Below are 23753 nucleotides of genomic sequence, written 5' to 3' on the forward strand. Positions count from 1 at the left end.
TGTGCGTTCTATATTCCTGACCGGTTCACACCCCGCCGCGGCACCGGCCGCCCCTACCCCTGCACGGCCAGGACCAGCGGAAACACTCCGGCCGCTCCGGCCCGGCGGAGCAGCCGGGAGGCCACGGCCAAGGTCCAGCCGGTGTCCGCCATGTCATCCACCAGCAGCACCGGCCCACCCGCCTCGGCAAGGGCCGCCGCCAGCTGCGGAGGCACGGTCAGCGCGCCGTGCAGCGCTCGCAGCCGCTGGGCGCTGTTGGTGCGCGGCACCCGGGTGTCGAAATCGCCGTCGTGGTACGCGATGCTCCCGAGCAGGGGCAACCGGCCGACGGTGGCGATCCGCTCGCCGAGTGTCCCGATCAGCTGCGGGCGGGTGCGCGAAGCGACCGTGACTACGCCCACCGGGCGGTCCGCGGCGTCCGGCGCGCCCGTGGCCCAGCCGCCGGGGCCCTTGGCCCAGTCGGCGAGCACCGTCACCACCGCACCGGCCACATCGTCGGGGACCGGGGTGTCCGGGCTCTGCGGGGCCAGCAGTGGCCGCAGCCGGTTTCCCCAGCCGATGTCGGAGAGGCGACCCAGGGCCCGGCCCGGGGCGGCCTGCTCATCCGCCGGAATGCGGCCCTTGAGGTCGACACCCACCGCGGGCAGCCCGGTCGGCCACATACGGCGCGGCTCCACCTCGACACCGGGCCGCCCCAGCTCGCCGCGCGCCGCGTCCAGCGAGGCGTCGGACACCTCGGTGGTGAACCGGGCCCCCGCGCAGTTGTCACAGCGGCCACAGGGCGCCGCCTTCTCATCGTCCAGCTGCCGCCGCAGGAACTCCATCCGGCAGTCGGCCGTCGAGGCGTACTCCCGCATGGCCTGCTGCTCGGCCTCCCGCTGGCGCGCCACCCACGCGTATCGCTCCGCGTCGTACGCCCAGGGCTGCCCGGTCGCGGTCCAGCCGCCGCGCACACGCCGCACCGCGCCGTCCACATCGAGCACCTTGAGCATGGTCTCCAGACGTGACCGCCGCAGCTCGACCTGGGGCTCGAGCGCGGGCAGGGACACCGGCCGGTCCGACGCTGCCAGCACCTCGAGGGTGCGGCGCACCTGCTCCTCGGGCGGGAAGGCGAGCGAGGCGAAATACCGCCAGATCGCCTCGTCCTCGCGGCCGGGCAGGAGCAGCACCTCGGCGTGCTCCACACCGCGCCCGGCGCGCCCGACCTGCTGGTAGTAGGCGATGGGGGAGGACGGTGAACCGAGATGCACCACGAAGCCGAGGTCCGGCTTGTCGAAGCCCATGCCCAGCGCGGAGGTGGCGACCAGCGCCTTGACCCGGTTGGCCAGCAGGTCCTCCTCGGCCTGCTGACGATCCGCGTTCTCCGTCTTGCCGGTGTAGGAGGCGACGGTGTGGCCGCGCTGCCGCAGGAACGCGGTCACCTCCTCGGCCGCGGCGACGGTGAGGGTGTAGATGATTCCCGAGCCCGGCAGCTCATCGAGGTGCTCGGCGAGCCAGGCGAGCCGATGCGCGGCGTCCGGCAGCGGCAGCACGCCCAGCCGAAGGCTCTCCCGGTCCAGCGGCCCGCGCAGCACCAGCGCCCGCGCGGTCCCTTCGCCGGTGCCCAACTGCTCGGCCACATCGGCCGTGACCCGTGCGTTCGCCGTCGCGGTCGTGGCGAGCACGGGCACGCCCTGGGGCAGATCCGCGAGCATGGTGCGCAGCCTGCGGTAGTCGGGCCGGAAGTCATGGCCCCAGTCGGAGATGCAGTGTGCCTCGTCGACGACCAGCAGGCCGGTGGTGGCGGCCAGCTGTGGCAGCACCTGGTCGCGGAAGTCGGGGTTGTTGAGCCGCTCGGGGCTCACCAGCAGCACATCCACCCCGCCCGCGGCCACCTCTGCCTGGATGGTGTCCCACTCCTCGGTATTGGCGGAATTGATGGTGCGGGCGTGGATACCGGCGCGCGCGGCGGCCTCCACCTGGTTGCGCATCAGCGCGAGCAGCGGGGAGACGATCACGGTCGGACCGCTGCCGCGCTCGCGCAGCAGCGCGGTGGCGACGAAATACACCGCCGACTTGCCCCAGCCGGTGCGCTGCACGACCAGCGCCCGGCGGCGCTCGGCGACCAGCGCCTCGATCGCCCGCCATTGATCCTCCCGGAGCCGGGCGGAGCCGGTGGTGTCCCCGACGAGGCGGGCCAGGACGCGGTCGGCCGAGGTACGCAGATCTTCGTCGCTCATGCCCCCATGCAACCCGATCCCGCCGACATCGCGCCAATGGTCCCGGCAGCTTGTGGATAACGTTATCCACAGGGGTGGCGGGGCCGACGGGGCTGAGGGACCGTCGGGCCATGACTCGACACAACGAAGCGGCCGGCCTGCCCGGCGAAGAGCAGGTCACCCTCCGCAGCCCGGCCGAGCTCGCCGATGCCCTGCCCTATGTCCTGGGCTTTCAGCCGGACGACAGCATCGTGATGATCGCGCTGCACGGCTCCCGCGGCCGGTTCGGCGGCAGGCTGAGGCTCGGCATTCCCCGGATCCCGGAGGAGTGGCCCGAAGTCTGCGACCAGCTCGCCGAATGCCTGATCAGCGGCAGCGAGCGGCGTGGCGGGCGGCCGGACGGGGTCGTTCTGTTCCTGTGCCAGGAGCCTGCCGAGGGCGAGTCGGGGGAGGAGGCGATGGAGCGGCTGCGGCCCCTCGCCCAGCGGCTGCGTACCGCGTGCGGCGGGTTGGAGGTGCCGGTGTTCGAGGCGCTGTGCATCTCCGGCGGCCGGTTCTGGTCCTATGTCTGTCCCGACCGGCGCTGCTGCCCGCCGGAAGGCGTTCCGCTCGCCCTGCCCGGCACCTCGGTCATGGCCGCGGCGGCGACGTTCGCGGGGGTCCAGGTGCGCGGCTCGCTGCGCGAGATGGAGGCCAGGCTCGCCCCGCTCGGCGCACCCCGGGCCGACGGGCAGGAGCGGGCGCTGGACGCGGCCGGGGCCGAGCTCGTGCCGAGGATTCTGGACGGTGCTGGGTCCGCGACGGTGTGTGCGCAAACCCTCGGTCTGGTGGGCCGGATGCTGGACACGTTCCAGGCCGCGCCGTCGGCCGCCGACGCGTGTACGGCCGATCTCCACGATGACCGGCTGCTCGACGATCAGGAGGCGGCCGCGGTGATCATCGGGCTGCAGGACCGGCGGACCCGGGACCGGGCGGCCGGGTGGATGGAGGACGTGGACGCCGACGCGGCGCTGCGGCTGTGGCGCGCGCTGGCCCGTCGCTGCGTCGGCTCGTACGGGGAGCATGCGGCGGCGCCGCTCACCCTGGCGGGGTGGGTCGCCTGGTCGGCGGGTGATGAGCTCACGGCACGGGTGGCGCTCGGCCGTGCCCTGCGGGTCGATCCCGACTATCTCTTCGCCAGGCTGCTGCACCAGGCGTGCAATGAGGGGGTCCCGGCGAAGCTGCTGCGCCAATGCCTGCGCCGGGAGGACTCCGACCGCGCCGACCGCGCCGACGGGGCCGACCGCGCCGACCGCGCCGACCGTGCTGTGCACGCGGCGGTGCACGCGGAGTTGGAGAGGCTCGGCGACCTGGCGGACGCCGAGCCGTTGGAGACAGCCGGGTCTTCGGCCGCAACGGCCGAGAAGGTCGGAACCGTGGAGACGGACGGACCGGTCGAGTCGGCTGAGCCTGACGAGCGGGCCACCCGCGCGGAAGCGGAGGAGCCAGCGGAGACGGAGGAGCCGGCAGACGTGGAGAGCGCGGCGGAGGTGGAGGAGCTGGCGGAAGCGGAAGCCGAGGGAGAGCGGGAGTCTGCGCGGGAGTGGCCGGGCTGGGCCGTGGGCCCGGGTGGGAAGAGCGGCCCGGCCGGGGCGGCTGCCCCGGGTGGCCGGCGCCGTCCGGAAGGGCGGCCGCGCGCTCGGCGCCGGACCGGTGGGCGGGGGACGCGCAGCCGCCGCTGACCCGGACTGGTGGGGGAGTCATGAGGCGGGGGCCAGGGGCGACAGGGGAGCCCTGGGACGGAGGCCAGGAAGTGGACGGTGGACGGTCGGTGGGTGGTCCGGGGGCGCGGTGGTCCGGGGCGTTGGGGCGGCTCGGAGGCGTTCGGAAGAAGGTACGGGATTCGTGCAGGCGAGCGCTTGAGAGAGCGATTTCCCGAACATTGGTGATCATGCTCAAGGGCCTGATTATCGTCAGGCAGACGACTATGATCGCGTCATGCCCTACGACCCGTCGGCCTTTCCGGCGTTCGCCGTCACCGTTGATCTGGTCGTGCTCACCGTGCGGCGGCATTCGCTGTGTGCGCTGGCCGTCCGACGCGGGGAGGCGCCCTTCAAGGGGCGGTGGGCGCTACCCGGCGGTTTCGTGCGGGCCGATGAGGATCTCGCCGCCGCCGCTGCCAGGGAGCTGGCCGAGGAGACCGGGCTCCTCGCCCATGACCCCACGCTTCCGGTCCCTCCGAACGCCGCCCATCTCGAGCAGCTCGCCACCTACGGCGATCCGGAGCGGGACCCCCGAATGCGCGTGGTCAGCGTGGCGCACCTCGCGCTGGCACCCGATCTGCCCGCGCCACGGGCCGGAGGTGACGCGCACAGCGTGCGCTGGGCCCCCGTCGAATCGCTCCTCGACCAGGACGGGGCCTTCGGCCGCGACAGCGATCTGGCCGCCCCGCTCGCCTTCGACCATGCCCGCATCCTGGCGGACGGGGTCGAGCGCGCCCGCTCCAAGATCGAGTACTCCTCGCTGGCCACCGCCTTCTGTCCGCAGGAGTTCACGGTCGGCGAGCTGCGTCGGGTGTACGAGGCGGTGTGGGGTGTGGCCCTGGACCCGCGCAACTTCCACCGCAAGGTCACCGGCACCCCAGGATTCCTGGTGCCCACCGGCGGTACGACGACCCGTCAGGGCGGCCGTCCCGCCCAGCTGTTCCGGGCCGGAGGGGCGACACTGCTCAACCCGCCCATGCTCCGTCCCGAGGTGTGACGAGCCATGACACGACGAATCCATGAGAGGGCTATGTCCCGAAGAAATAGGACATAGCGGGTTAACGTGCTCCGGTACGCCACCAGTCCCCACGTGTCATCGAGCGGTTCCATGCCCCGCGGGAGAAGCCATGATCCAGGCCACCGGACTGACCAGCACCCCCCGCCGCAACCAGCCGCCCGTTGTCGACGACCTCACCTTCGAGGCCCCGGCGGGCCGGGTCACCGCACTGCTCGGCGGCCCAGGCGCGGGCAAGACCACCGCGCTGCGGCTTCTGCTGCAGCTCGACCGGGGCCATGGCTCCGCCTTCTTCCGGGGCCGCCCCCTGCACCGCATCCGGCGCCCGGCTCATGAGATCGGCGTTCTCCTCGAGGACGTCCCCGGGCATCCCGGCCGCACCGTGCGGGGGCATCTGAGGATGCTCGGTGCAGCGGCCGGGGTGCCCGCCGCCCGCGCCGATGTGGTGCTCGACGTGGTCGGCCTCACGGATCTGGCGGACGAGCGTCTCGGTGATCTGTCGACCGGGGCGGAGCGTCGTCTCGGGATCGCCATCGCTCTTCTCGGGGATCCGCACACCCTGGTGCTCGACGAGCCCGCACGGGGCCTGTCGGCCCGGGAGACCGCCTGGCTCTACGGGCTGCTGCGTCAATTCGCCGCCCAGGGCGGCGCCGTCCTCGTCGCTACCGAGGGCGCCGAGGATGCCATCCGCGTCGCGGACCAGGTGCTCACCCTGGAGTCGGGGCGGCTGGTGGCCGATCAGCCGGTGGACGAGTTCGCCCAGACCCGGCTGCGCCCCCGTGTCGTGGTCCACTCCCCGCTCGTCGGCCGGCTCGCCGCCGTCCTGGAGGAGGAGGTCAACGCCGCCCGTCAGCTGGCCGAGGCCAAGGCGGAGGAGGAGGCCCGGGCCGCGGCCGAGTTCGCGGCCAAGGCCGACGTGGCAAAGGCCGACGCCGCCCCGTCCGATGTCGCCGAAGGGGGCGATGCCGTCAAGAGCGAGGGGGGCGCGCCCAAGGTCAGGAAGAGGGCTCTCTGGCGCAAGGTCAGGAAGTCCCAGTCCGCTGCCCGGGGCGCCGCTGTCGGGGCCGAGGGGAAGAAGGCCACGGCGGAAGCCGCAGCCAAGGACAAGATGGCCCGGTCGGACGACAGGGCGGCCAAGCCGGATGGCACGGCGGCCAAGTCGGGCAAGGCGAAGAAGGCTGCCCCCGCCCCTGTACCCGCCGCCTCTGTCCCCGCCCCCGCTGCCGCAGCCGATGCGGCCGCCGCGCGGACCGGGGCCGTGGCCGGGGCCGAGGCCGAGGAGAAGCCGGTCGCCGCGCTCGCCGACCCGTTCTCCGTGGTGCGCGACGACGACACCCACATCTCCGTCTACGGCTTGTCTCCCGCCTCTGTCGGGGAGACCGCGTACCGCCACGGCATCGTGGTCCACCGGCTGGTCGAGGAGACCGCGGATCTGGGCCCGGGCACCTCCGCGGGCGTCCGCGCCCGCGACCCCGAGGCGCCCCCGCTGCGCCTGCTCCCCAAGCTCCGCTTCCCCGGCCCCGCCTGGCCGATGCGCTACGAGTTGCGCCGCACCACCGGCGTACGGACCGGCTGGCTGATCGGCGTCGCCGCCATCGTCGCCTCCCTCCTCGCCTCCGTGCTGCTCGCCCGTGCGGGGGGCGTCGGGGAGCTGCACCGGCTCACCGGCTGGCCCGCCGACCTCCCGCTGCCTCCCGTCGCCATCGCGGCCGGCCTTCTGGGCGCTCTCGCCTTCGGCGACGAGTTCCGCTTTCCGGCGCTCGCCGCGACCCGGGACGCCGTGCCCCGGCGGCTCGGGCTGCTGGCCGCCAAGTTCGCGGTCTGCGCGGCCGGTGCCGTCCTGCTGTCGCTCGGCGTCATCGTGCTCGACAGTGCTGCGCTCCTGCTGCTCGTCGGCGGCAGCGCGGTACCGCTGCCGGGCGACTGGCCGGAGTTGGTGGTCGGCGTCTTCGGGCTGACCATCGGCTCGTCGTGGGCCGGGCTGCTGGCCGCCGGAGTCTTCCGGTCCACCGCCCTCGGGCTGGCCACCCTGCTCGCCGTGCCGATCCTCGCGGTGCCGGTCGTCCAGCGTGCGGCGGAGGATCCGTCGCTGCGAACGCTGGCCATGCTGCCGCACCGGCTGCGTGCGGCGACGCTGGACCGGCCGCCGTCCATGATCGACCGAGGGCTGGCGGTCGCGCTGCGGCTCGCCTCCCAACCGGTGGGACAGGCGCTGATGTTGTCGGTCGCCGTTCTGTTGTGCGCCTACGCACTCACCGGCCTGCGCGGCAGGAGCACCCGCCAGTAGGGCCCACCCCGGGCCGGGGGCCGGGCCCGGCCCCCGGCCGACCGGCCCGTGCGGAGCCAGTGCATCAGGCCCGAAGTGGATTCGCGCACCCATAGCGCGAACTGCTCGCAACTCCCCGCAGCATGCTTCTTTCTGTCCGATTGAGCGTCAATTATGAGGTAATGGGCGATCACCCTTTCGTGTGCTTTTCACCAAAGACCTCAAGGGCTTCCGAGGCGTCGCCGACAAAGGATGCGTGAGTACCCTTGCGCACACCACGATGACCGCGGCTCGCCCCGCCGACTCCGGCCTGGCCGGTTCGGGCGAGCTTGACCGCTACTCCTACGCTGACGCCCCCGGCGCCGGCCGCGGCAGCGCCCCTTCCTCCTGGGACGGTGCCGAGGCAGAGATCGGCCGGGTGGGCCGGCGCGCGGCCGGCAACCGGGGCCGCGGGCTGCACGGCCAACTCGTACAGCAGCTGGGCCAGATGATCGTCTCCGGCGATCTGGGTGCGGACCGCCCGCTCGTCCCCGAGGAGATCGGACAGCGCTTCGAGGTCTCCCGCACCGTCGTACGGGAATCGCTGCGCGTCCTCGAGGCCAAGGGCCTGGTTAGCGCCCGCCCCAATGTGGGCACCCGGGTCCGCCCGGTCAGCGACTGGAATCTGCTCGATCCGGACATCATCGAGTGGCGCGCCTTCGGCCCACAGCGCGACGACCAGCGCCGCGAGCTGTGCGAGCTGCGCTGGACCATCGAGCCGCTGGCCGCCCGGCTCGCCGCCGGGCACGGCCGCGAGGAGGTGCAGCAGCGGCTCGCCGACATGGTCGAGATCATGACCCACGCGCTGACACAGGGCGACACCCTCACCTTCTCCCGCGCCGACGCCGAGTTCCACGGGCTGCTGCTGCAGGTCGGGGGCAACCGGATGCTGGAGCACCTGGCGGGCATCGTCGCCGCCGCGCTCCACGTCTCCGGGGCGCCCATCTCCGGCTGCGACCGCCTCTCCGAGGCGGGAGTCGCCCACCACCGCCGGATCGTCGAGGCCATCGGCGAGGGTGACGCCGCGGGGTCCGAGGCGGCGATGCGCCAGCTGCTGACCGTCCGCCCGGATCTCGATCATGCCGAGGTCGGGGTGCCCGCGCCGCGCGAGCACTGATCCGTCGGCGCGTCCGGTGCCCGGACCCCCGGGCGTCCGGAGCGTGCCGCGTACGACGTACGGCAAGGCGGTGTCAGTAGGCGGCGAGTGCCGGCCCGATGGATGCCGTACGGCGTACGAGAGGGCGTCGCCGGATCCCGCGCCGCGGGTTCGGCGGCGCGGCGCGACCGATCGGTCGGCACCGTGCGACTCCCATCGGTGCGCGACTCGGAGTTTTCTGTCCCGTTGGATGGGCATTAAGACCGTTATGGGGTGTGACTCGGGCCACGAGTATTGGGCGTAACGCTCTTTGGGGTAGCGCGATGATTAAAGAGGTGGCAGCCGCGGAGGGAATACGGATGTCGCTCGTAACGCTGTACTCCTCCGCACTCCGCCCGCGCCGTCGGTTCATCCCTGCCGGCGGTCGTCGGCTCCGGTCCCCACCGGACTGAGCCGGAAGCCGTTTCCAACGTTCCGAGAGGTTGTTCGTGTCGGCCAGCACATCCCGTACGCTCCCGCCGGAGATCGCCGAGTCGGAGTCTGTCATGGCGCTCATCGAGCGGGGAAAGGCTGAGGGGCAGATCGCAGGCGACGATGTGCGCCGGGCCTTCGAGGCTGACCAGATTCCGCCAACCCAGTGGAAGAACGTACTGCGCAGCCTCAACCAGATCCTCGACGAGGAGGGTGTGACGCTGATGGTCAGTGCCGCAGAAGCGCCCAAGCGCACCCGCAAGAGCGTCGCAGCGAAGAGCCCGGCGAAGCGCACCGCCACCAAGACTGTCGCGGCCAAGACGGTCACCGCCAAGAAGGCCCCCGCCGCCTCGGCGATTCCATCGGCGGACGCCGGCGATATCCCGGCAGATGAGGCCGGGGTGGGCCCCGCGAAGAAGGCCGCCGCCAAGAAGGCCACGGCCAAGAAGACGGTCGCGAAGAAGACCACCGCCGCCGCCAAGAAGACGGTCGCGAAGAAGACCGCCAAGAAGGACGTCACCGACGAGCTTCTCGAGGCCGACGAGGTCATCGAGGAGGCAGCCGCACCGGGCAAGCCCGGTCCCGAGGGCGCCGAGGCCGAGCCCGAGAACGCGGGCTTCGTGCTCTCCGACGAGGACGAGGACGACGCCCCCGCGCAGCAGGTCGCCGCGGCCGGTGCCACGGCCGACCCGGTCAAGGACTACCTCAAGCAGATCGGCAAGGTCCCGCTGCTCAACGCCGAGCAGGAGGTCGAGCTCGCCAAGCGCATCGAGGCCGGTCTGTTCGCCGAGGACAAGCTCGCCAACTCGGACAAGCTGGCCCCCAAGCTCAAGCGTGAGCTGGAGATCATCGCCGAGGACGGCCGCCGCGCCAAGAACCACCTCCTGGAGGCCAACCTCCGTCTGGTGGTTTCCCTGGCCAAGCGCTACACGGGCCGCGGCATGCTCTTCCTGGACCTCATCCAGGAGGGCAACCTCGGTCTGATTCGCGCCGTCGAGAAGTTCGACTACACCAAGGGCTACAAGTTCTCCACGTATGCCACCTGGTGGATCCGTCAGGCGATCACCCGCGCCATGGCCGACCAGGCCCGCACCATCCGTATCCCGGTGCACATGGTCGAGGTCATCAACAAGCTGGCGCGTGTCCAGCGCCAGATGCTCCAGGATCTGGGCCGTGAGCCCACCCCGGAGGAGCTGGCCAAGGAGCTCGACATGACCCCCGAGAAGGTCATCGAGGTCCAGAAGTACGGCCGTGAGCCGATCTCGCTGCACACCCCGCTGGGCGAGGACGGCGACAGCGAGTTCGGTGACCTCATCGAGGACTCCGAGGCGGTCGTTCCGGCCGACGCGGTCAGCTTCACCCTGCTGCAGGAGCAGCTGCACTCCGTGCTCGACACGCTCAGCGAGCGTGAGGCGGGCGTGGTCTCGATGCGCTTCGGCCTCACCGACGGTCAGCCGAAGACCCTCGACGAGATCGGCAAGGTCTACGGCGTGACGCGTGAGCGCATCCGTCAGATCGAGTCCAAGACGATGTCGAAGCTGCGCCACCCGTCCCGCTCCCAGGTCCTCCGCGACTACCTGGACTGATGCGGACCGCCGCCTCCTAACCGAAGCGGTACAGCGCGAAGGCCGGGCCCCTCGAGGGGCCCGGCCTTCGCGCTGCGTCGGCGCCATGTTCCCCGCTTGGCCCACTCGGGATGCGGTTTGCGACACAGGGGGTAACTCTGAGTGTGCGAGACGCTCCGTATGGTCAGGAGGCTGCATGCGTACGTCGCTCCGCTCGCTCCTCGTCGTCCTGGTGGTGCCCTTGGCCGCCGCGCTCGCGATGGTGCTCACCGCGCCCGCTCCGGCGACGGCCGACCGTGTCGTGATCGGCGGGCATCCGGCCCGTACGGTCGAGGCGCCCTGGACGGTGGCTCTGGCCAGCCGTGCGCTCTTCGGGGAGAAGAGGTCGGGCCAGTTCTGCGGCGGGGCGGTGGTGGGGCCTACGACGGTCATCACGGCGGCTCACTGCCTGAGCCGTGGGGTGCTCGGCATGGACTGGCGGCAGGTCAAGGACCTCAGGGTCATTATCGGCCGCAATGACCTGCGGAAGAGCGACGGGGTGGAGTACCCGACGGCGCGAGTGTGGGTCAACCCGGCGTACGAGGGCGACAACAGGGCCGGGGACATCGCGGTCCTCACCCTGGGAGTCGCGGTGCCGGCGGCCTACACCATCCCCATGGCGGGCAGCGGCGACCGGGCGTACCGGCCGGGCGAAAAGGCCGCGGTCTACGGCTGGGGCGATACGGAGGGCGATGGCAGCTATGCGTCGGCGCTGCGCACCGCGTCGGTGCAGGTGCTGGCCGACACGGTCTGTGAGCGCGCCTATCCGGGCAACGCGGAGGGGGATTACGACCCGCAGTCCATGGTCTGCGCGGGGCTGCCGGACGGGGGTCGGGACGCCTGTCAGGGGGACAGCGGAGGCCCGCTGGTCGCTCGCGGGCGGCTGGTGGGCCTGGTGTCCTGGGGCAGCGGATGCGCTGTGGCGGGGCGGCCCGGTGTCTACACGAGGATCTCGGCGGTGGCCGATCTGGTGGCCGCCCATGACTGATACGGAGCACCGGGATGGCGGTAAATCCGGTGCATCCCGGAACGAGCCTCCCGGAGAGTCCGTGGGGTGGTGCGGACGGGCCCACGAAACGAGCGTGGGCGGCCGCCCCACTCAGGGGGCAGACCGCCCGAGTCCGGCCCTGGGCCGGCGTCGCTCGTCGTCGTGGGTGTGAGGCGTCAGCGTTCGTCGTCGGACGCGGACGCCGGAGCGGCGGTGAGCCGCTCGGTCTCGTCCTGTATTTCCGCGGCGATCTTCTTGAGTTCCGGCTCGAACTTGCGCCCGTGATGGGCACAGAAGAGCAGTTCACCACCGCTGATCAGCACCACGCGCAGGTACGCCTGGGCGCCGCAGCGGTCGCAGCGGTCAGCGGCCGTCAACGGGCTCGCGGGGGTCAGAACAGTAGTCACGTCGCCTCTTCTCTAGCTCGACGAGCTGTCGTACCAGGGTCAACATCCAACCAGCCTGAAATCGTTCCCGCTCGTGGCTTTTTCCCAAAAATTGCTTCTGAGTAGGCCGGATGGTGACGTTTGGCGGCGAATGAGCCGTATTGCCTAGCTTCGGTGTATTGCGTCGTTTGTCTGGTTCACCCTCCCGGCCGGGTTGCCGGTTGTGAATGATGACGTGCCCGGAGCCTAAATGGTTCATGCCTGAAAGGGAACGTGATGTGTGTGTCACCGCCACGAAGTATCGAACGTACGAGCGAAACAGTGGCCGGTGCGACTAGCATGGACGTTTCGACGGGTGGCGGCACAAAGGCTCTATCAGGCCTCGGTACGCTCTGACGGGCGACCGTGCCACCATCGTGCCCACAGCTGGGCCAACCAGAAATTCAGCGAGGAGCGAACCGCGTGACCGCCGACACGTCCGTGCCGTCCACTGCGCTGCTGACCGGAGCAGACCGGGGCGGCTCCAACTACACCGCGCGGCACCTTCTCGTCCTCGAGGGGCTCGAGGCAGTGCGCAAGCGCCCTGGCATGTACATCGGCTCGACCGACAGCCGTGGACTCAGCCACTGCCTCTGGGAGATCATCGACAACTCGGTCGACGAGGCCCTCGGCGGCTTCTGCGATCACATCGAGGTCATCCTCCACGACGACGGCTCCGTGGAGGTGCGCGACAACGGCCGGGGGATCCCGGTGGACGTCGAGCCCAAGACGGGGCTGTCCGGCGTCGAGGTCGTCATGACCAAGCTGCACGCCGGCGGAAAGTTCGGCGGCGGCGCGTACGCGGCCTCCGGCGGTCTGCACGGCGTCGGCGCCTCCGTGGTGAACGCGCTGTCCGCCCGTCTCGACGTCGAGGTGGACCTCAACGGCAAGACCCACTCGATCAGCTTCCGCCGCGGGGTCCCCGGGATCTTCACCGAATCCGGGCCGGACGCTCCGTTCGACCCGTCCAGCGGCCTCCTCAAGGGCAAGAGGGTCCCCAAGACCCGCACCGGCACCCGCGTCCGCTACTGGGCGGATCGCCAGATCTTCCTCAAGGACGCCAAGCTCTCCCTGGAGACGCTGTACGCCCGCGCCCGGCAGACCGCGTTCCTGGTGCCGGGGCTGACCCTGGTCGTCCGGGACGAGCGGGCCCTGGAGGGGCGGGAGGGGCCGGTCGAGGAGACCTTCCGCTACGACGGGGGGATCAGCGAGTTCTGCGAGTACCTCGCCCAGGACAAGGCCGTCTGCGATGTGCTGCGGCTGTCCGGGCAGGGCACCTTCAAGGAGACCGTCCCCGTCCTCGACGATCGCGGCCATATGATCCCGACCGAGGTCACCCGCGACCTCGGCGTCGACATCGCGCTGCGGTGGGGCACCGGATACGACGCGACCGTGAAGTCGTTCGTCAACATCATCGCGACCCCCAAGGGCGGCACCCATGTCGCCGGCTTCGAGCGCGCGATCACCAGGACGGTGAACGAGGCGCTGCGCACCGCCAAGCTGCTGCGCGTCGCCGAGGACGACGTCGTCAAGGACGACGCCATGGAGGGCCTGACGGCGGTGGTGACCGTCCGGCTGGCCGAGCCGCAGTTCGAGGGCCAGACCAAGGAGGTGCTGGGCACCTCGGCGGCCTCCCGGATCGTGGCCAATGTGGTCTCCAAGGAGCTCAAGGAGTTCCTGACCTCCTCCAAGCGGGATGCCAAGCAGCAGGCCCGGGCCGTCCTGGAGAAGGTCGTGGCCGCGGCCCGTACGCGCATCGCGGCCCGCCAGCACAAGGAGGCGCAGCGCCGTAAGACCGCGCTGGAGTCCTCTTCGCTGCCCGCGAAGCTGGCCGACTGCCGCAGTGACGACGTGGGCCGCAGCGAGCTGTTCATCGTCGAGGGGGACTCGGCGCTGGGTACGGCCAAGCTGGCCCGGAACTCCGAGTTCCAGGCGCTGCTGCCGATCCGCGGCAAGATCCTGAATGTGCAGAAGTCGTCGATCTCGGACATGCTCAAGAACGCCGAGTGCGGCGCGATCATCCAGGTGATAGGGGCCGGATCGGGCCGGACCTTCGACATCGATCAGGCGCGCTACGGCAAGGTGATCTTCCTCGCCGACGCCGATGTCGACGGCGCGCACATCCGTTGTCTGCTGCTGACCCTCTTCCAGCGCTATATGCGGCCGATGGTCGAGCAGGGACGGGTCTTCTCGGCGGTGCCGCCGCTGCACCGGGTGGAGCTGGTGAACCCCAAGCGGGGGCAGAGCAAGTACGTCTACACCTACTCCGACCAGGAGCTCCAGGAGACGCTGCTGGACCTCCAGCGCCGCGAGGTCCGCTACAAGGACGGCATCCAGCGCTACAAGGGTCTCGGCGAGATGGACGCCGACCAGCTCGCGGAGACCACGATGGACCCGCGCCACCGCACCCTGCGGCGCATCAACATCAGCGACCTGGAGGCCGCCGAGCGCGCCTTCGACCTGCTCATGGGCAATGAGGTCGCGCCCCGTAAGGAGTTCATCACCAACTCGGCGGCGACCCTGGACCGGTCGCGCATCGACGTCTGACGCCCGGCCCGTCGCCACGGCCGGTTCGGCGGGGTCTCCCACCCGGGAGGCCCCGTCGGCGTTTCCCCCGGCCCGCTCCTGGAGTGCCGGTTCCGGGCCGTTCATCACCTGAGTCACCTGATGGGGTGAACGTCCGGTATTGAAGGGTCCTGGACCTTTCTGATCTGCCCATCCTTGGTCACGCGGCGAATGCGGCAGTGAACAAGGAGTGTTCGGGGTGGACATGCACAACGCTCGCGATACGGGAGCGGCGCGGGTGGAAGATCCGTGGCACGACGCGCTCGCGTCCGGCTGGGGCGAGCCGGACGACACGGACAGCGCAGCTCGGCGCGCGCGTCCGCCCGCCGCCCGGGAGGTCTACACGGAGGTGCACGGCAGTGCCGCGTTCCAGGAGGTGCGCCGGCGCTACCGCCGGTTCGTCTTCCCGGCGGCCGCCGCGTTCCTCCTCTGGTACCTCGCTTATGTCGTCGCGGCGACCACCGCCCCCGGTCTGATGGCCCGCCCGGTCGTGGGCACGCTCAATGTGGCGATGGTCGCGGGGCTCGGGCAGTTCGCCACCACCTTCCTGCTGACCTGGGCGTACGCCCGGCACGCACGGTTGCGCCGGGACCGGGTCGCGCTCGAACTGCGCTGGGTGACGCAGGAGATGATGCGGGGGCGCGGCCGGTGACCGGCGATCAGCAGAGCCTGGCGCTGCTGCTCTTCGGCGTCTTCGTGGCGGCCACCTTGGGGATCACCACCTGGGCGGGGCGCCGACGGCACGGCTCGCCGGAGGAGTTCTACGCGGGCGGGCGGCTGTTCTCCCCGATGGAGAACGGCTTCGCCCTCGCGGGTGACTACCTGTCGGCCGCGTCCTTCCTCGGCATCTCCGGACTCATCGCGCTCTTCGGCTACGACGGGGTGCTCTACTGCGTGGGCTTCTTCGTGGCCTGGCTGGTGGTCCTGCTGCTGGTGGCCGAACTCGTCCGCAACTGCGGCCGGTTCACCCTGGCCGATGTGCTGGCCGCCCGGATGCGGGAGCGCCAGGTCCGGATCGCCGCGGGCGTCTCCTCGGTCACGGTCTGTGTGCTCTATCTCGTGGCCCAGATGGTCGGCGCGGGCAGTCTGGTCGCCCTGCTGATCGGGGAGACGGGCGGCCGTGCCCGCGCCTGGACGGTGATCGGCGTGGGCACCCTGATGGTGGTCTTCGTGGCGCTGGGCGGGATGCGGGCCACGACCTGGATCCAGATCGTGAAGGCCGTGCTGCTGATGGGCGGGGCGATCACGCTGACCACCCTGGTCCTCGTCCGCTTCCGCGGCGATCTCGACGCCCTGCTCAGCACCGCGGCGCACAACAGCGGACATGGCGTGGACTTCCTCGCCCCCGGCCTCACCTACGGCGGCGGCTGGAGTGCCCGGCTGGACTTCGTGAGCCTCGGCCTGGCCCTGGTGCTGGGCACCGCCGGGCTGCCGCACATCCTCTCGCGCTTCTGCACCGTGCCCACCGCCCGCGCCGCCCGCCGCTCGGTGATCTGGTCGATCGGGCTGATCGGCGGCTTCTACCTGATGACGATGGTGCTCGGCTTCGGCGCGGCCGCCGTGCTGGGCTCCGATGCCGTACGGGCTTCCCACACGGCCGGGAACACGGCCGTTCCGCTGCTCGCGCTCGATCTCGGCGGCGGCGCCGGATCGACCGGGGGCACGGTGCTGTTCGCGGTCGTCGCCGCCATCGCCTTCGCCGCCATCCTCGCCGTCGTCGCCGGGATCACCCTCGCCTCCTCGGCCTCCGTCGCCCATGACCTGTATGGCTCGCTGAGCCGACGGGCGGGCCGTACACCGCGCGGCGAGGTGGTGGTCGCGCGGATCGCCGCGGTGGGGATCGGGACGGCCGCGATCGGGCTCGGGCTGCTCGCCGACGACCTCAATGTGGCGTTCCTGGTGGGGCTCGCGTTCGCCGCCGCCGCGTCGGCGAACCTCCCGGTGCTGCTGTACTCGCTGTTCTGGCGGCGGTTCACCGCGCGCGGTGCGGTGTGGTCGGTCTACGGGGGGCTGCTTCCGGCGGTGGTGCTGGTGGTGCTCTCCCCGGTGGTCTCCGGTGGCCCGGACGCGATCTTCTCCGGGGTGGACTTCCACCTCTTCCCGCTGCAGAACCCGGGCCTGGTCTCGGTGCCCCTCGGTTTCCTCGCGGGCTGGCTCGGGACGGTCACCTCACCCGCGCCCGCCGACGTCCCCGGCCATGCCGCCAAGCACGCCGAGACGGAGGTGCGGGCCCTCACCGGGGCGGGCGCGGCCTGACGGGCAGGGGTCGAGGGCGGGGCTCAGACCCATACATACCGGTGCTCGGGGCGGCCGGTCTCACCGTATTTCAGGCTGAGCCGCACCCGCCCCGTGCGCTCCAGCAGCTTCAGGTAGCGCTGTGCGGTCTGTCGGCTCAGCGAGGAGCGCTCGGCCACCTCCTGTGCCGACAGCGGGCCCTCGGCGCCCCGCAGGACCTCCCGTACGAGATCGGCGGTGAGCACCGAGTGGCCCTTGGGCAGCTCCGCGGGGCCTGCCGAGGCGCCGCCCAGGGCGCCGAAGATCCGGTCCACCTGGTCCTGCCCGGCCTCGCCGTCGCCCTCCAGCGCACGGCGCAGCGCCGCGTACCCCTCCAACTTGGCGCGCAGCCCCGCGAAGGTGAAGGGCTTGACCAGGTACTGCAACGCGCCATGGCGCATCGCCGCCTGGACGGTCGCGATATCGCGGGCCGCGGTCACCATGATGATGTCGGTGTGGTGGCCGAGCTGCCGCAGCCGCCGCACCAGCGACAGCCCCGTCTCATCCGGCAGATAGTGGTCGAGCAGCACCAGGTCGACGGGGGTGGTCTCCAGGAGGGCCAGCGCCTCGGCGGCGGAGTGCGCCTGCCCCGCGACGCGGAAGCCGGCCACCTTTCCGACGTAGGCGGCGTTGACCCGGGCCACCCGGACGTCGTCGTCCACGACCAGCACCTCCAGGAGCCCGCCCGGTCCGGATCCAAGGGTCATCGTGGCTCTCCTGTCGCGGTCAGCGGCGCCCCGGCGGGCTGTTCGGCCAGTGCCTCGGGGAGGACGACGGTGAACTCCGCGCCCCCGCCCTCGCGGTCGGACACCCGTACGCTGCCGCCCTGGCGTTCGGCCAGGCGGCGGACCAGCGCGAGCCCGATGCCGCGCTTGCCGTGCGCGGGCGGCTCCTTGGTCGACCAGCCCTCGGTGAAGACCACATCGCGCCGGTCGGCGGGGATGCCGGGGCCGGTGTCGGAGACCCGCAGCAGCACCGTACGGTCGTCCGCGCACAGCTCGACCTCGACGTGCGGCTCCCGCGAACCGACCGCCGCGTCCAGGGCGTTGTCGAGGAGATTGCCGACGATCGTCACCAGCCCCGGCGGGTCCACCAGCCGGTTGGGCAGCAGGCTGTCCTCGGCGACGGACAGGGAGACCCCGCGTTCGGTGGCCACCGTGGCCTTGCCGACCAGCAGGGAGGCCAGCAGCGGATCGTGCACCCGCTCGGTGACCTGCTCGGCGGTGACCCGGTGCACCCCGATCGCCTCGGTGATGAACTCCATCGCCTCGTCGTGCAGTTCGAGTTCGAGCAGGCCCAGGAGGGTGTGCATCCGGTTGGCGTGCTCATGGTCCTGTGCCCGCAGGGCGTCGATCAGCCCCCGGGTGCCGTCCAGCTCACGGCCGAGCCGCTCCAGTTCGGTGCGGTCGCGGAACGTGACCACCGCACCGCCGTCGTCCGTCGGCATCCGGTTGGCGACCAGCACCCGGCCGCCGCTGACGGTCAGCAGATCGGCGCCGGTGACCCGGCCGGACAGCACATCGGTCGTACGGCCCGGGGCGAGCACCGCCTCCAGGGGCCGGCCGGTGTCCTCGGGGCGCAGATCCAGCAGCCGCTGCGCCTCGTCGTTGATCAGCCGGATACGGCCGTGGGCGTCGAGGGCGACGACCCCTTCCCGGATGCCGTGCAGCATCGCCTCGCGCTCGGCGAGCAGCGCTGAGATATCGGAGAAGGCCAGGTCATGGGTGCGTCGCTGAAGCCGGCGGGCGACCACATACGCCGCCAGGGCGCCGACGGCGAGCGCGCCGCCCGCGTAGGCGAGCATCTCCGGGACCGAGGCGACGAGCCGGGCGCGCACGCTCTCGTAGGAGATGCCCACCGAGACCGCGCCCACGATACGGCCGCTCTCGGCGCGCAGCGGCACCTTGCCACGGGCCGACCGGCCGAGGGTGCCCTCGTCGATCTCCATGATCTCCCGGCCCTCGATGGCGTCGGTGGGGTCGGTGGAGACATGCTTACCGATCTCGCCCGGGGAGGTGTGCGACCAGCGCACCCCCCGCCGATCCATGATCACGACATACTCGGCGCCGGTCGTCCGGCGGATGCGCTCCGCCTCGGTCTGCACGGGCCCGTCGGGGGTGGGCCGGGTGTGCTGGAGCGTCTCGGCCAGCCGGGGCTCGGCGGCCGTGGTCTGGGCGATGGCGAGGGCGCGGCGCATGGCCTGGTCGTCGAGGTGGTCGCTGAGCGGCGCGAGGAAGAGGCCGGTCGCGAGCACGGTGACACCCGTGGCGATGGCCAGCTGCATCAGCAGGACCTGGGAGAAGACGCGCCGGGGCCAGCCGATGCGCCACCTTGTGGCCGTGGCTGCCTGCCGCGGCGGTATCACGGCGCTCATGGCAACGAAGGGTAACCAAGGGCGGTCCGGAGGGGCCGCGCCAGGACCCGGGGGAGGGGTCCGGGAGCGGCGATCCCGGGGGTTCGGAGAGGGGCGGCCATCCTGGGGGCCACCGGGGGGTGGGGCGTGGGCTCGGAGAGGGGTCCGGGAGCGGCGATCTCGGAGTGCCGCGCGGCCGGGGCGTGGGCTAGAGGCGCCCGGCGGCCATCGCGTGTACGCCGGGTGCGGGCTGTCGGGCAGCCTGGATCCCGACGACCTCCATGCGGGCCGGGGATCCCAGGGGCAAACCACAGCTCTCGGGCCGCGGCGGCGCCGCGGCGACCCGCGCGACGCTCACCCGCCAGGCCCGGCCGTCGCGGTGCGTGACAGTCACCGACCAGACCGGCGCCTCGCCCTCGGTCCCCGCGACGCTCAGCGCGTCGGCCCCGTCCTCGCCGGTCAGCTCGCGGACGGCCAGCTCCGCCGCCTGGCCGGGGCGCTCCCAGGCGGAGCGGCCGCGGCAGCCCTCGGTGACGACCCGGCCCTGCCGCACCGCCTCGATGACGTCCTTGACGCCTTGCGCGGTGGCGCGGCCGTAGGTGTAGCCGTGCGGCAGCACGACGAGGGTGGGGGAGAAGCGGTGACCGCCGATATGGGTGATCTCCCAGGTGCCGTGGACACCGGAGGCGGCCAGCTCGCCGGCCAGCGGGCGGCCGAGGAGGGCGCAGCAGCGGTCGCGCTTGCCGTTGGTGCACACCAGCACCAGCGGATCGCCGGTGTACTCCTCCCAGGCCGCGGGGTCGTGGGGGCGCAGGGTGAGCCCGCCGGGGTCGCCCGCGCCCAGCGCGGCGAAGTCCAGGCCGAGCAGCCGTGCGGGGTCGTCCAGGGCGGTGGTGCGGATCCAGGAGCGGCCGGGCCGGGTGTGGGCCACGAAGATCCGGTGCCGCGCGCCGGTGTGCAGATCGGCGTGACGGCCGGGGCGGCGGATCAGCGCGACCCGTATGCCGGTGCCCTCGGCGGCGTGCTCCAGCGCGCGTCCGAGGGCCCTGTCGAGCCGGCTGGCGGTGAGGGCCTCGGTTCCCCAGGGCCCGGGCTGTTCCACCAGCAGCCAGGTGGGGGCGGTGGCCGCCGTCCCGGCGAGCGGCTCGGACAGGTCGCGGGAAGCGGTCGCGCACGTGCTCACAAAGGTAAGCCTAACCTCTCTTGATCGATAGCGCGCGTCGGAGCCCCGCGTGTGCGCCGGAGCCCTGGTGGAACGCGGGGTGGGAGCCGCTTGGGCGCGTTACGGTTCGCATGCGGCGGAGGGTGGCAGTCCGCATCCCGCCGCGTGCCTGCCGTTCCATGGCGTGGGAGCCAGGCGCGACAATGGCGCTTCGGGGGCGGAGGGGGCGGATATGGGTGGTTTATGGGCGCGGTGGCGCAGGCGCCGGGGGAGACGCGGGGCACGCGCGCTGGACCCCGGCCTGAGGGCGATGGTGCGGGCGGCCTACGACGAGGGGCGGCCGATTCCGGAATCGCTCGCCCGTAAGGCGGCCGAGGCCGGTGATCCGCGGGGGATGACCGTCTACGGCATCGGGCTGGCCGAGCGGGGCGCGTACGCCGAGGCGGTCCACTGGCTGGGGAAGGCCGCCGCGACGGGTGACCTCTCGGCCATGGTGGTGCTCGGCACCGTCCACCTGGACCATGGTGAGCTGCGCGAGGCGGAGCGGCACTTCCGGCGGGCGGCGGAGCGCGGGCACGCCGGTGCGCGCCTCGCCCTCCGGCAGCTGCGCGCCCGGCGCAACGGCAGCGGCCACTGACACGGTGCCGTGGCCTTCCGCCGCGCGCGGGGGTCGGGGCCGTGGCAGGTCACGCTCGCGGCCTTCTACAACGGCCTTCCGCCGCCCGCGAGGGTCGGGACCGCCCGCCGTCCCGGGGCGCCGGGGCCGGGGGAGTGAACGGTGTGGGGGCCTGTGAACGACGAGGGTGCCTGTGAACGACGAGGGTGCCTGCGAACGCTGCGGGGGTCCATGAACGCCGCAGGTGTCCGTGAACGGCGAGGGCGCCCCTGAACACCACGGGTGCCCATAAACACCACGGGAGCCCGTGAACGGCGAGGGCGCGGCACCCTCGCGGTGCCGCGCCCCTGCTGCGCGCTCGTCCTGGTCGTGCCGGGCTACACCGGCCCGGCCACCACCGCCACCGGCTTGGCGAGCGGCTCACCCGAGCCGTCCCGGCGCGGGTCGATGTCCGGCAGCGCCGCCGGCGTTCCGTTCGCCCCCGCCGCGCGGGCCGGGGTCGCGCCCGCCCAGGCCAGGACCAGGATGTCCTCGCCCTTCAGGAACCGCTGGCAGCGCACCCCGCCCGTGGCCCGGCCCTTGCGCGGGTACTGGTCGAAGGGGGTGAGCTTGGCCGACTGCTGTACCGAGTCATCGAGCGTGCCGCTCGAGCCCGCGATCGTGAAGACCACCGCGTCGCTCGCCGGGTCGACGGCCGTGAATGAGATCACCTTGGCGCCGGAGGCGAGCTTGACGCCCGCCATACCGCCCGCGGCGCGGCCCTGTGGCCGCACCTGGCTCGCCGCGTAGCGCAGCAGCTGGGCGTCGTCGGTGATGAAGACCAGATCCTCTTCGCCGGTGCGCAGCTCCACCGCGCCCACGATCCGGTCGCCCTCCTTGAGGCCGATGACCTCCAACTCGTCCTTGTTGGCGGGGTAGTCGGGGACCACGCGCTTGACAACGCCCTGCTCCGTGCCGATGGCGAGCCCCGGTGAGGACTCGTCCAGGGTGGTGAGGCAGATCAGCTCCTCGCCCTCCTCCAGGGAGAGGAACTCGGCGATGGGCGCTCCGCCCGCCAGATTGGGTGGCCCGGCCGACTCCGGGAGCATCGGGAGGTCGATCACCGTGAGCCGCAGCAACCGCCCGGTCGAGGTCACCGCCCCCACGGATCCCCGGGCCGTCGCCGGGACCGCCGAGAGGATCACATCGTGCTTGGCGCGCTTGGCCTTCCCCTCGACCGGGAAGGGCTCGCCGTCGGCGGTACGGGCCAGCAGCCCGGTGGAGGACAGCAGCACCCGGCAGGGGTCGTCCGCGACCTCCAGCGGCACCGTGGTCACCGGTGCGTTCGACGACTCCAGCAGCACCGTGCGGCGCGGGGTGCCGAACTTCTTGGCCACCGCGGCCAGTTCGCCGGAGACCAGTTTGCGCAGCTCGGCGTCGGAGTCGAGGATCCGCGTCAGCTCCTCGATCTCGGTGTTGAGCCGGTCGCGCTCCGACTCCAGCTCCAGCCGGTCGAACTTGGTCAGTCGGCGCAGCGGGGTGTCCAGGATGTACTGCGTCTGGACCTCGGAGAGGCCGAAGCGCTCGATGAGGGACCGCTTGGCCTCGGCCGCGTTGTCGCTCTGCCGGATGAGGCGGATGACCTCGTCGATGTCGAGGAGGGCCACCAGCAGACCCTCGACCAGGTGCAGCCGGTTGCGCCGCTTGGTGCGGCGGAACTCGCTGCGCCGCCGGACCACGTTGAAGCGGTGGTCGAGATAGACCTCCAGCAGCTCCTTGAGCCCCAGCGTGAGCGGCTGGCCGTCCACCAGCGCCACGTTGTTGATGCCGAAGGACTCCTCCATCGGCGTGAGCTTGTAGAGCTGCTCCAGCACGGCCTCGGGGTTGAAGCCGTTCTTGATCTCGATGACCAGCCGCAGTCCGTGCTCGCGGTCGGTGAGGTCCTTGACGTCCGCGATGCCCTGGAGCTTCTTCGCGCCGACCAGGTCCTTGATCTTGGAGATGACCTTCTCGGGCCCCACGGCGAAGGGCAGCTCGGTGACGACGAGGCCCTTACGGCGGGCCGTCACGTCCTCCACGGCCACCGTGGCGCGGATCTTGAAGGTGCCGCGCCCGGTCTCGTACGCGTCCCGGATGCCGCTCATGCCCACGATCCGGCCGCCGGTGGGCAGGTCGGGGCCCGGCACATGGCGCATCAGCGTGTCGAGGTCCGCGCCCGGGTGCCGGATCAGATGGCGGGCGGCGGCGATGACCTCGCCCAGGTTGTGCGGCGGCATATTGGTCGCCATGCCGACCGCGATCCCGGACGTGCCGTTGACCAGCAGGTTCGGATAGGCGGCGGGGAGGGTGACCGGCTCCTGCTCACTGCCGTCGTAGTTCGGTGAGAAGTCGACCGTTTCCTCGTCGATCGACTCCGTCATCAGCGACGTCGCCGACGCCATCCGGCACTCGGTGTACCGCATCGCGGCGGGCGGGTCGTCGTTGCCCAGTGAGCCGAAGTTCCCGTGGCCGTCGACCATCGGCAGGCGCATGGAGAACGGTTGCGCCATGCGCACCAGCGCGTCGTAGATCGACGCGTCGCCGTGCGGATGGAGCTTTCCCATCACCTCGCCGACGACGCGGGCGCACTTGACGAAGCCGCGCTCGGGGCGCAGCCCCATCTCGTTCATCTGGTAGAGGATGCGGCGGTGCACGGGCTTGAGCCCGTCACGGGCGTCGGGCAGCGCGCGCGAGTAGATGACCGAGTAGGCGTACTCGAGGTAGGAGCCCTGCATCTCGTCGACGACGTCGATGTCGAGGATGCGCTCCTCGAAGTCGTCCGGCGGCGGGGTCTTGGTGCGGCGGCGGACCATCGCGCTTGCGGCTCCTTCAACTGCCGATACGGGATCTGACGCGGACCATTGTGGCCCGGGCCGCCGACAAGTGTGGAACGGGCCGGGGCGGCAAGGGCCGGAGCGGGC

At 71.9% G+C, this 23753-nt stretch carries 16 protein-coding genes; 10 read left to right on the plus strand and 6 right to left on the minus strand.

Annotated elements, in window-relative coordinates:
* Positions 1-53: 53 nt before the first annotated feature.
* Positions 54-2219 carry a RecQ family ATP-dependent DNA helicase gene (locus AS97_RS32895; RefSeq protein WP_059141621.1) on the minus strand — a complete coding sequence of 722 codons (2166 nt, stop codon included), beginning with the start codon at positions 2217-2219 and terminating at the stop codon, positions 54-56.
* A gap of 110 nt (positions 2220-2329) precedes the next feature.
* Between AS97_RS32895 and AS97_RS32900 the strand changes: the two genes are divergently transcribed.
* From AS97_RS32900 to AS97_RS32925, 6 genes are all read left to right on the plus strand, one after another.
* Complete coding sequence (locus AS97_RS32900; RefSeq protein WP_210566144.1) at positions 2330-3919, plus strand: DUF4192 domain-containing protein; 1590 nt, start codon at positions 2330-2332, stop codon at positions 3917-3919.
* Positions 3920-4175: 256 nt separating this feature from the next.
* Positions 4176-4937, plus strand: coding sequence for an NUDIX domain-containing protein (locus AS97_RS32905; RefSeq protein WP_093465176.1), 762 nt, complete (start codon positions 4176-4178; stop codon positions 4935-4937).
* Positions 4938-5067: 130 nt separating this feature from the next.
* Positions 5068-7242 (plus strand): ATP-binding cassette domain-containing protein, encoded by a 2175-nt coding sequence (locus AS97_RS32910; RefSeq protein WP_210566145.1) that lies wholly within the window; start codon positions 5068-5070, stop codon positions 7240-7242.
* Positions 7243-7423: 181 nt separating this feature from the next.
* Positions 7424-8377, plus strand: coding sequence for a FadR/GntR family transcriptional regulator (locus tag AS97_RS32915; RefSeq protein WP_079059083.1), 954 nt, complete (start codon positions 7424-7426; stop codon positions 8375-8377).
* A gap of 467 nt (positions 8378-8844) precedes the next feature.
* Complete coding sequence (locus AS97_RS32920; protein WP_185929914.1) at positions 8845-10413, plus strand: RNA polymerase sigma factor; 1569 nt, start codon at positions 8845-8847, stop codon at positions 10411-10413.
* Between the two features lie 175 nt (positions 10414-10588).
* Positions 10589-11419, plus strand: coding sequence for a serine protease (locus AS97_RS32925; RefSeq protein WP_086710804.1), 831 nt, complete (start codon positions 10589-10591; stop codon positions 11417-11419).
* Between the two features lie 176 nt (positions 11420-11595).
* Here AS97_RS32925 and AS97_RS32930 read toward each other — a convergent pair whose 3' ends face one another.
* Complete coding sequence (locus tag AS97_RS32930; protein ID WP_030842698.1) at positions 11596-11826, minus strand: hypothetical protein; 231 nt, start codon at positions 11824-11826, stop codon at positions 11596-11598.
* A gap of 441 nt (positions 11827-12267) precedes the next feature.
* Between AS97_RS32930 and AS97_RS32935 the strand changes: the two genes are divergently transcribed.
* From AS97_RS32935 to AS97_RS32945, 3 genes are all read left to right on the plus strand, one after another.
* A complete protein-coding gene (locus AS97_RS32935; RefSeq protein WP_059141627.1) occupies positions 12268-14391 on the plus strand; it encodes a DNA topoisomerase IV subunit B in 2124 nt (707 codons plus the stop codon).
* 223 nt (positions 14392-14614) lie between these two features.
* Positions 14615-15061, plus strand: coding sequence for a DUF485 domain-containing protein (locus AS97_RS32940; RefSeq protein ID WP_059141655.1), 447 nt, complete (start codon positions 14615-14617; stop codon positions 15059-15061).
* Complete coding sequence (locus tag AS97_RS32945) at positions 15058-16665, plus strand: cation acetate symporter (RefSeq protein ID WP_210566146.1); 1608 nt, start codon at positions 15058-15060, stop codon at positions 16663-16665. The genes AS97_RS32940 and AS97_RS32945 overlap by 4 nt, the downstream gene beginning before the upstream one ends.
* 23 nt (positions 16666-16688) lie before the next feature.
* Here the strand turns inward: AS97_RS32945 and AS97_RS32950 are convergent, their stop codons facing one another.
* From AS97_RS32950 to AS97_RS32960, 3 genes are all read right to left on the minus strand, one after another.
* Positions 16689-17390 (minus strand): response regulator, encoded by a 702-nt coding sequence (locus AS97_RS32950; RefSeq protein ID WP_059141629.1) that lies wholly within the window; start codon positions 17388-17390, stop codon positions 16689-16691.
* Positions 17387-19057: a sensor histidine kinase gene (locus AS97_RS32955; RefSeq protein WP_210566147.1), complete on the minus strand. Its 1671-nt coding sequence runs from the start codon at positions 19055-19057 to the stop codon at positions 17387-17389. The genes AS97_RS32950 and AS97_RS32955 overlap by 4 nt, the downstream gene beginning before the upstream one ends.
* Positions 19058-19244: 187 nt before the next feature.
* The gene (locus AS97_RS32960) at positions 19245-20219 is read right to left on the minus strand and encodes a sucrase ferredoxin (protein ID WP_086710802.1); all 975 of its coding nucleotides are present in this window, start codon (positions 20217-20219) and stop codon (positions 19245-19247) included.
* 289 nt (positions 20220-20508) lie between these two features.
* On the opposite strand from AS97_RS32960, the gene AS97_RS32965 reads away from it, so the two are divergent.
* The gene (locus tag AS97_RS32965) at positions 20509-20835 is read left to right on the plus strand and encodes a tetratricopeptide repeat protein (protein ID WP_236670243.1); all 327 of its coding nucleotides are present in this window, start codon (positions 20509-20511) and stop codon (positions 20833-20835) included.
* Between the two features lie 356 nt (positions 20836-21191).
* Here AS97_RS32965 and AS97_RS32970 read toward each other — a convergent pair whose 3' ends face one another.
* Positions 21192-23645 carry a DNA topoisomerase IV subunit A gene (locus AS97_RS32970; RefSeq protein ID WP_210566148.1) on the minus strand — a complete coding sequence of 818 codons (2454 nt, stop codon included), beginning with the start codon at positions 23643-23645 and terminating at the stop codon, positions 21192-21194.
* Between the last annotated feature and the right edge of the window lie 108 nt (positions 23646-23753).

It is taken from the genome of Streptomyces sp. AgN23 (genome assembly GCF_001598115.1).
In the GTDB taxonomy this organism is placed as follows: domain Bacteria; phylum Actinomycetota; class Actinomycetes; order Streptomycetales; family Streptomycetaceae; genus Streptomyces; species Streptomyces antimycoticus.

Excerpts from the sequence above, each read along its gene's own strand:
- AS97_RS32895 (WP_059141621.1), bottom strand. The coding sequence starts at position 2,219 with ATGAGCGACGAAGATCTGCGTACCTCGGCCGACCGCGTCCTGGCCCGC.
- AS97_RS32900 (WP_210566144.1), top strand. The coding sequence starts at position 2,330 with ATGACTCGACACAACGAAGCGGCCGGCCTGCCCGGCGAAGAGCAGGTC.
- AS97_RS32905 (WP_093465176.1), top strand. The coding sequence starts at position 4,176 with ATGCCCTACGACCCGTCGGCCTTTCCGGCGTTCGCCGTCACCGTTGAT.
- AS97_RS32910 (WP_210566145.1), top strand. The coding sequence starts at position 5,068 with ATGATCCAGGCCACCGGACTGACCAGCACCCCCCGCCGCAACCAGCCG.
- AS97_RS32925 (WP_086710804.1), top strand. The coding sequence starts at position 10,589 with ATGCGTACGTCGCTCCGCTCGCTCCTCGTCGTCCTGGTGGTGCCCTTG.
- AS97_RS32940 (WP_059141655.1), top strand. The coding sequence starts at position 14,615 with ATGCACAACGCTCGCGATACGGGAGCGGCGCGGGTGGAAGATCCGTGG.
- AS97_RS32950 (WP_059141629.1), bottom strand. The coding sequence starts at position 17,390 with ATGACCCTTGGATCCGGACCGGGCGGGCTCCTGGAGGTGCTGGTCGTG.
- AS97_RS32955 (WP_210566147.1), bottom strand. The coding sequence starts at position 19,057 with ATGAGCGCCGTGATACCGCCGCGGCAGGCAGCCACGGCCACAAGGTGG.
- AS97_RS32965 (WP_236670243.1), top strand. The coding sequence starts at position 20,509 with ATGGTGCGGGCGGCCTACGACGAGGGGCGGCCGATTCCGGAATCGCTC.
- AS97_RS32970 (WP_210566148.1), bottom strand. The coding sequence starts at position 23,645 with ATGGTCCGCCGCCGCACCAAGACCCCGCCGCCGGACGACTTCGAGGAG.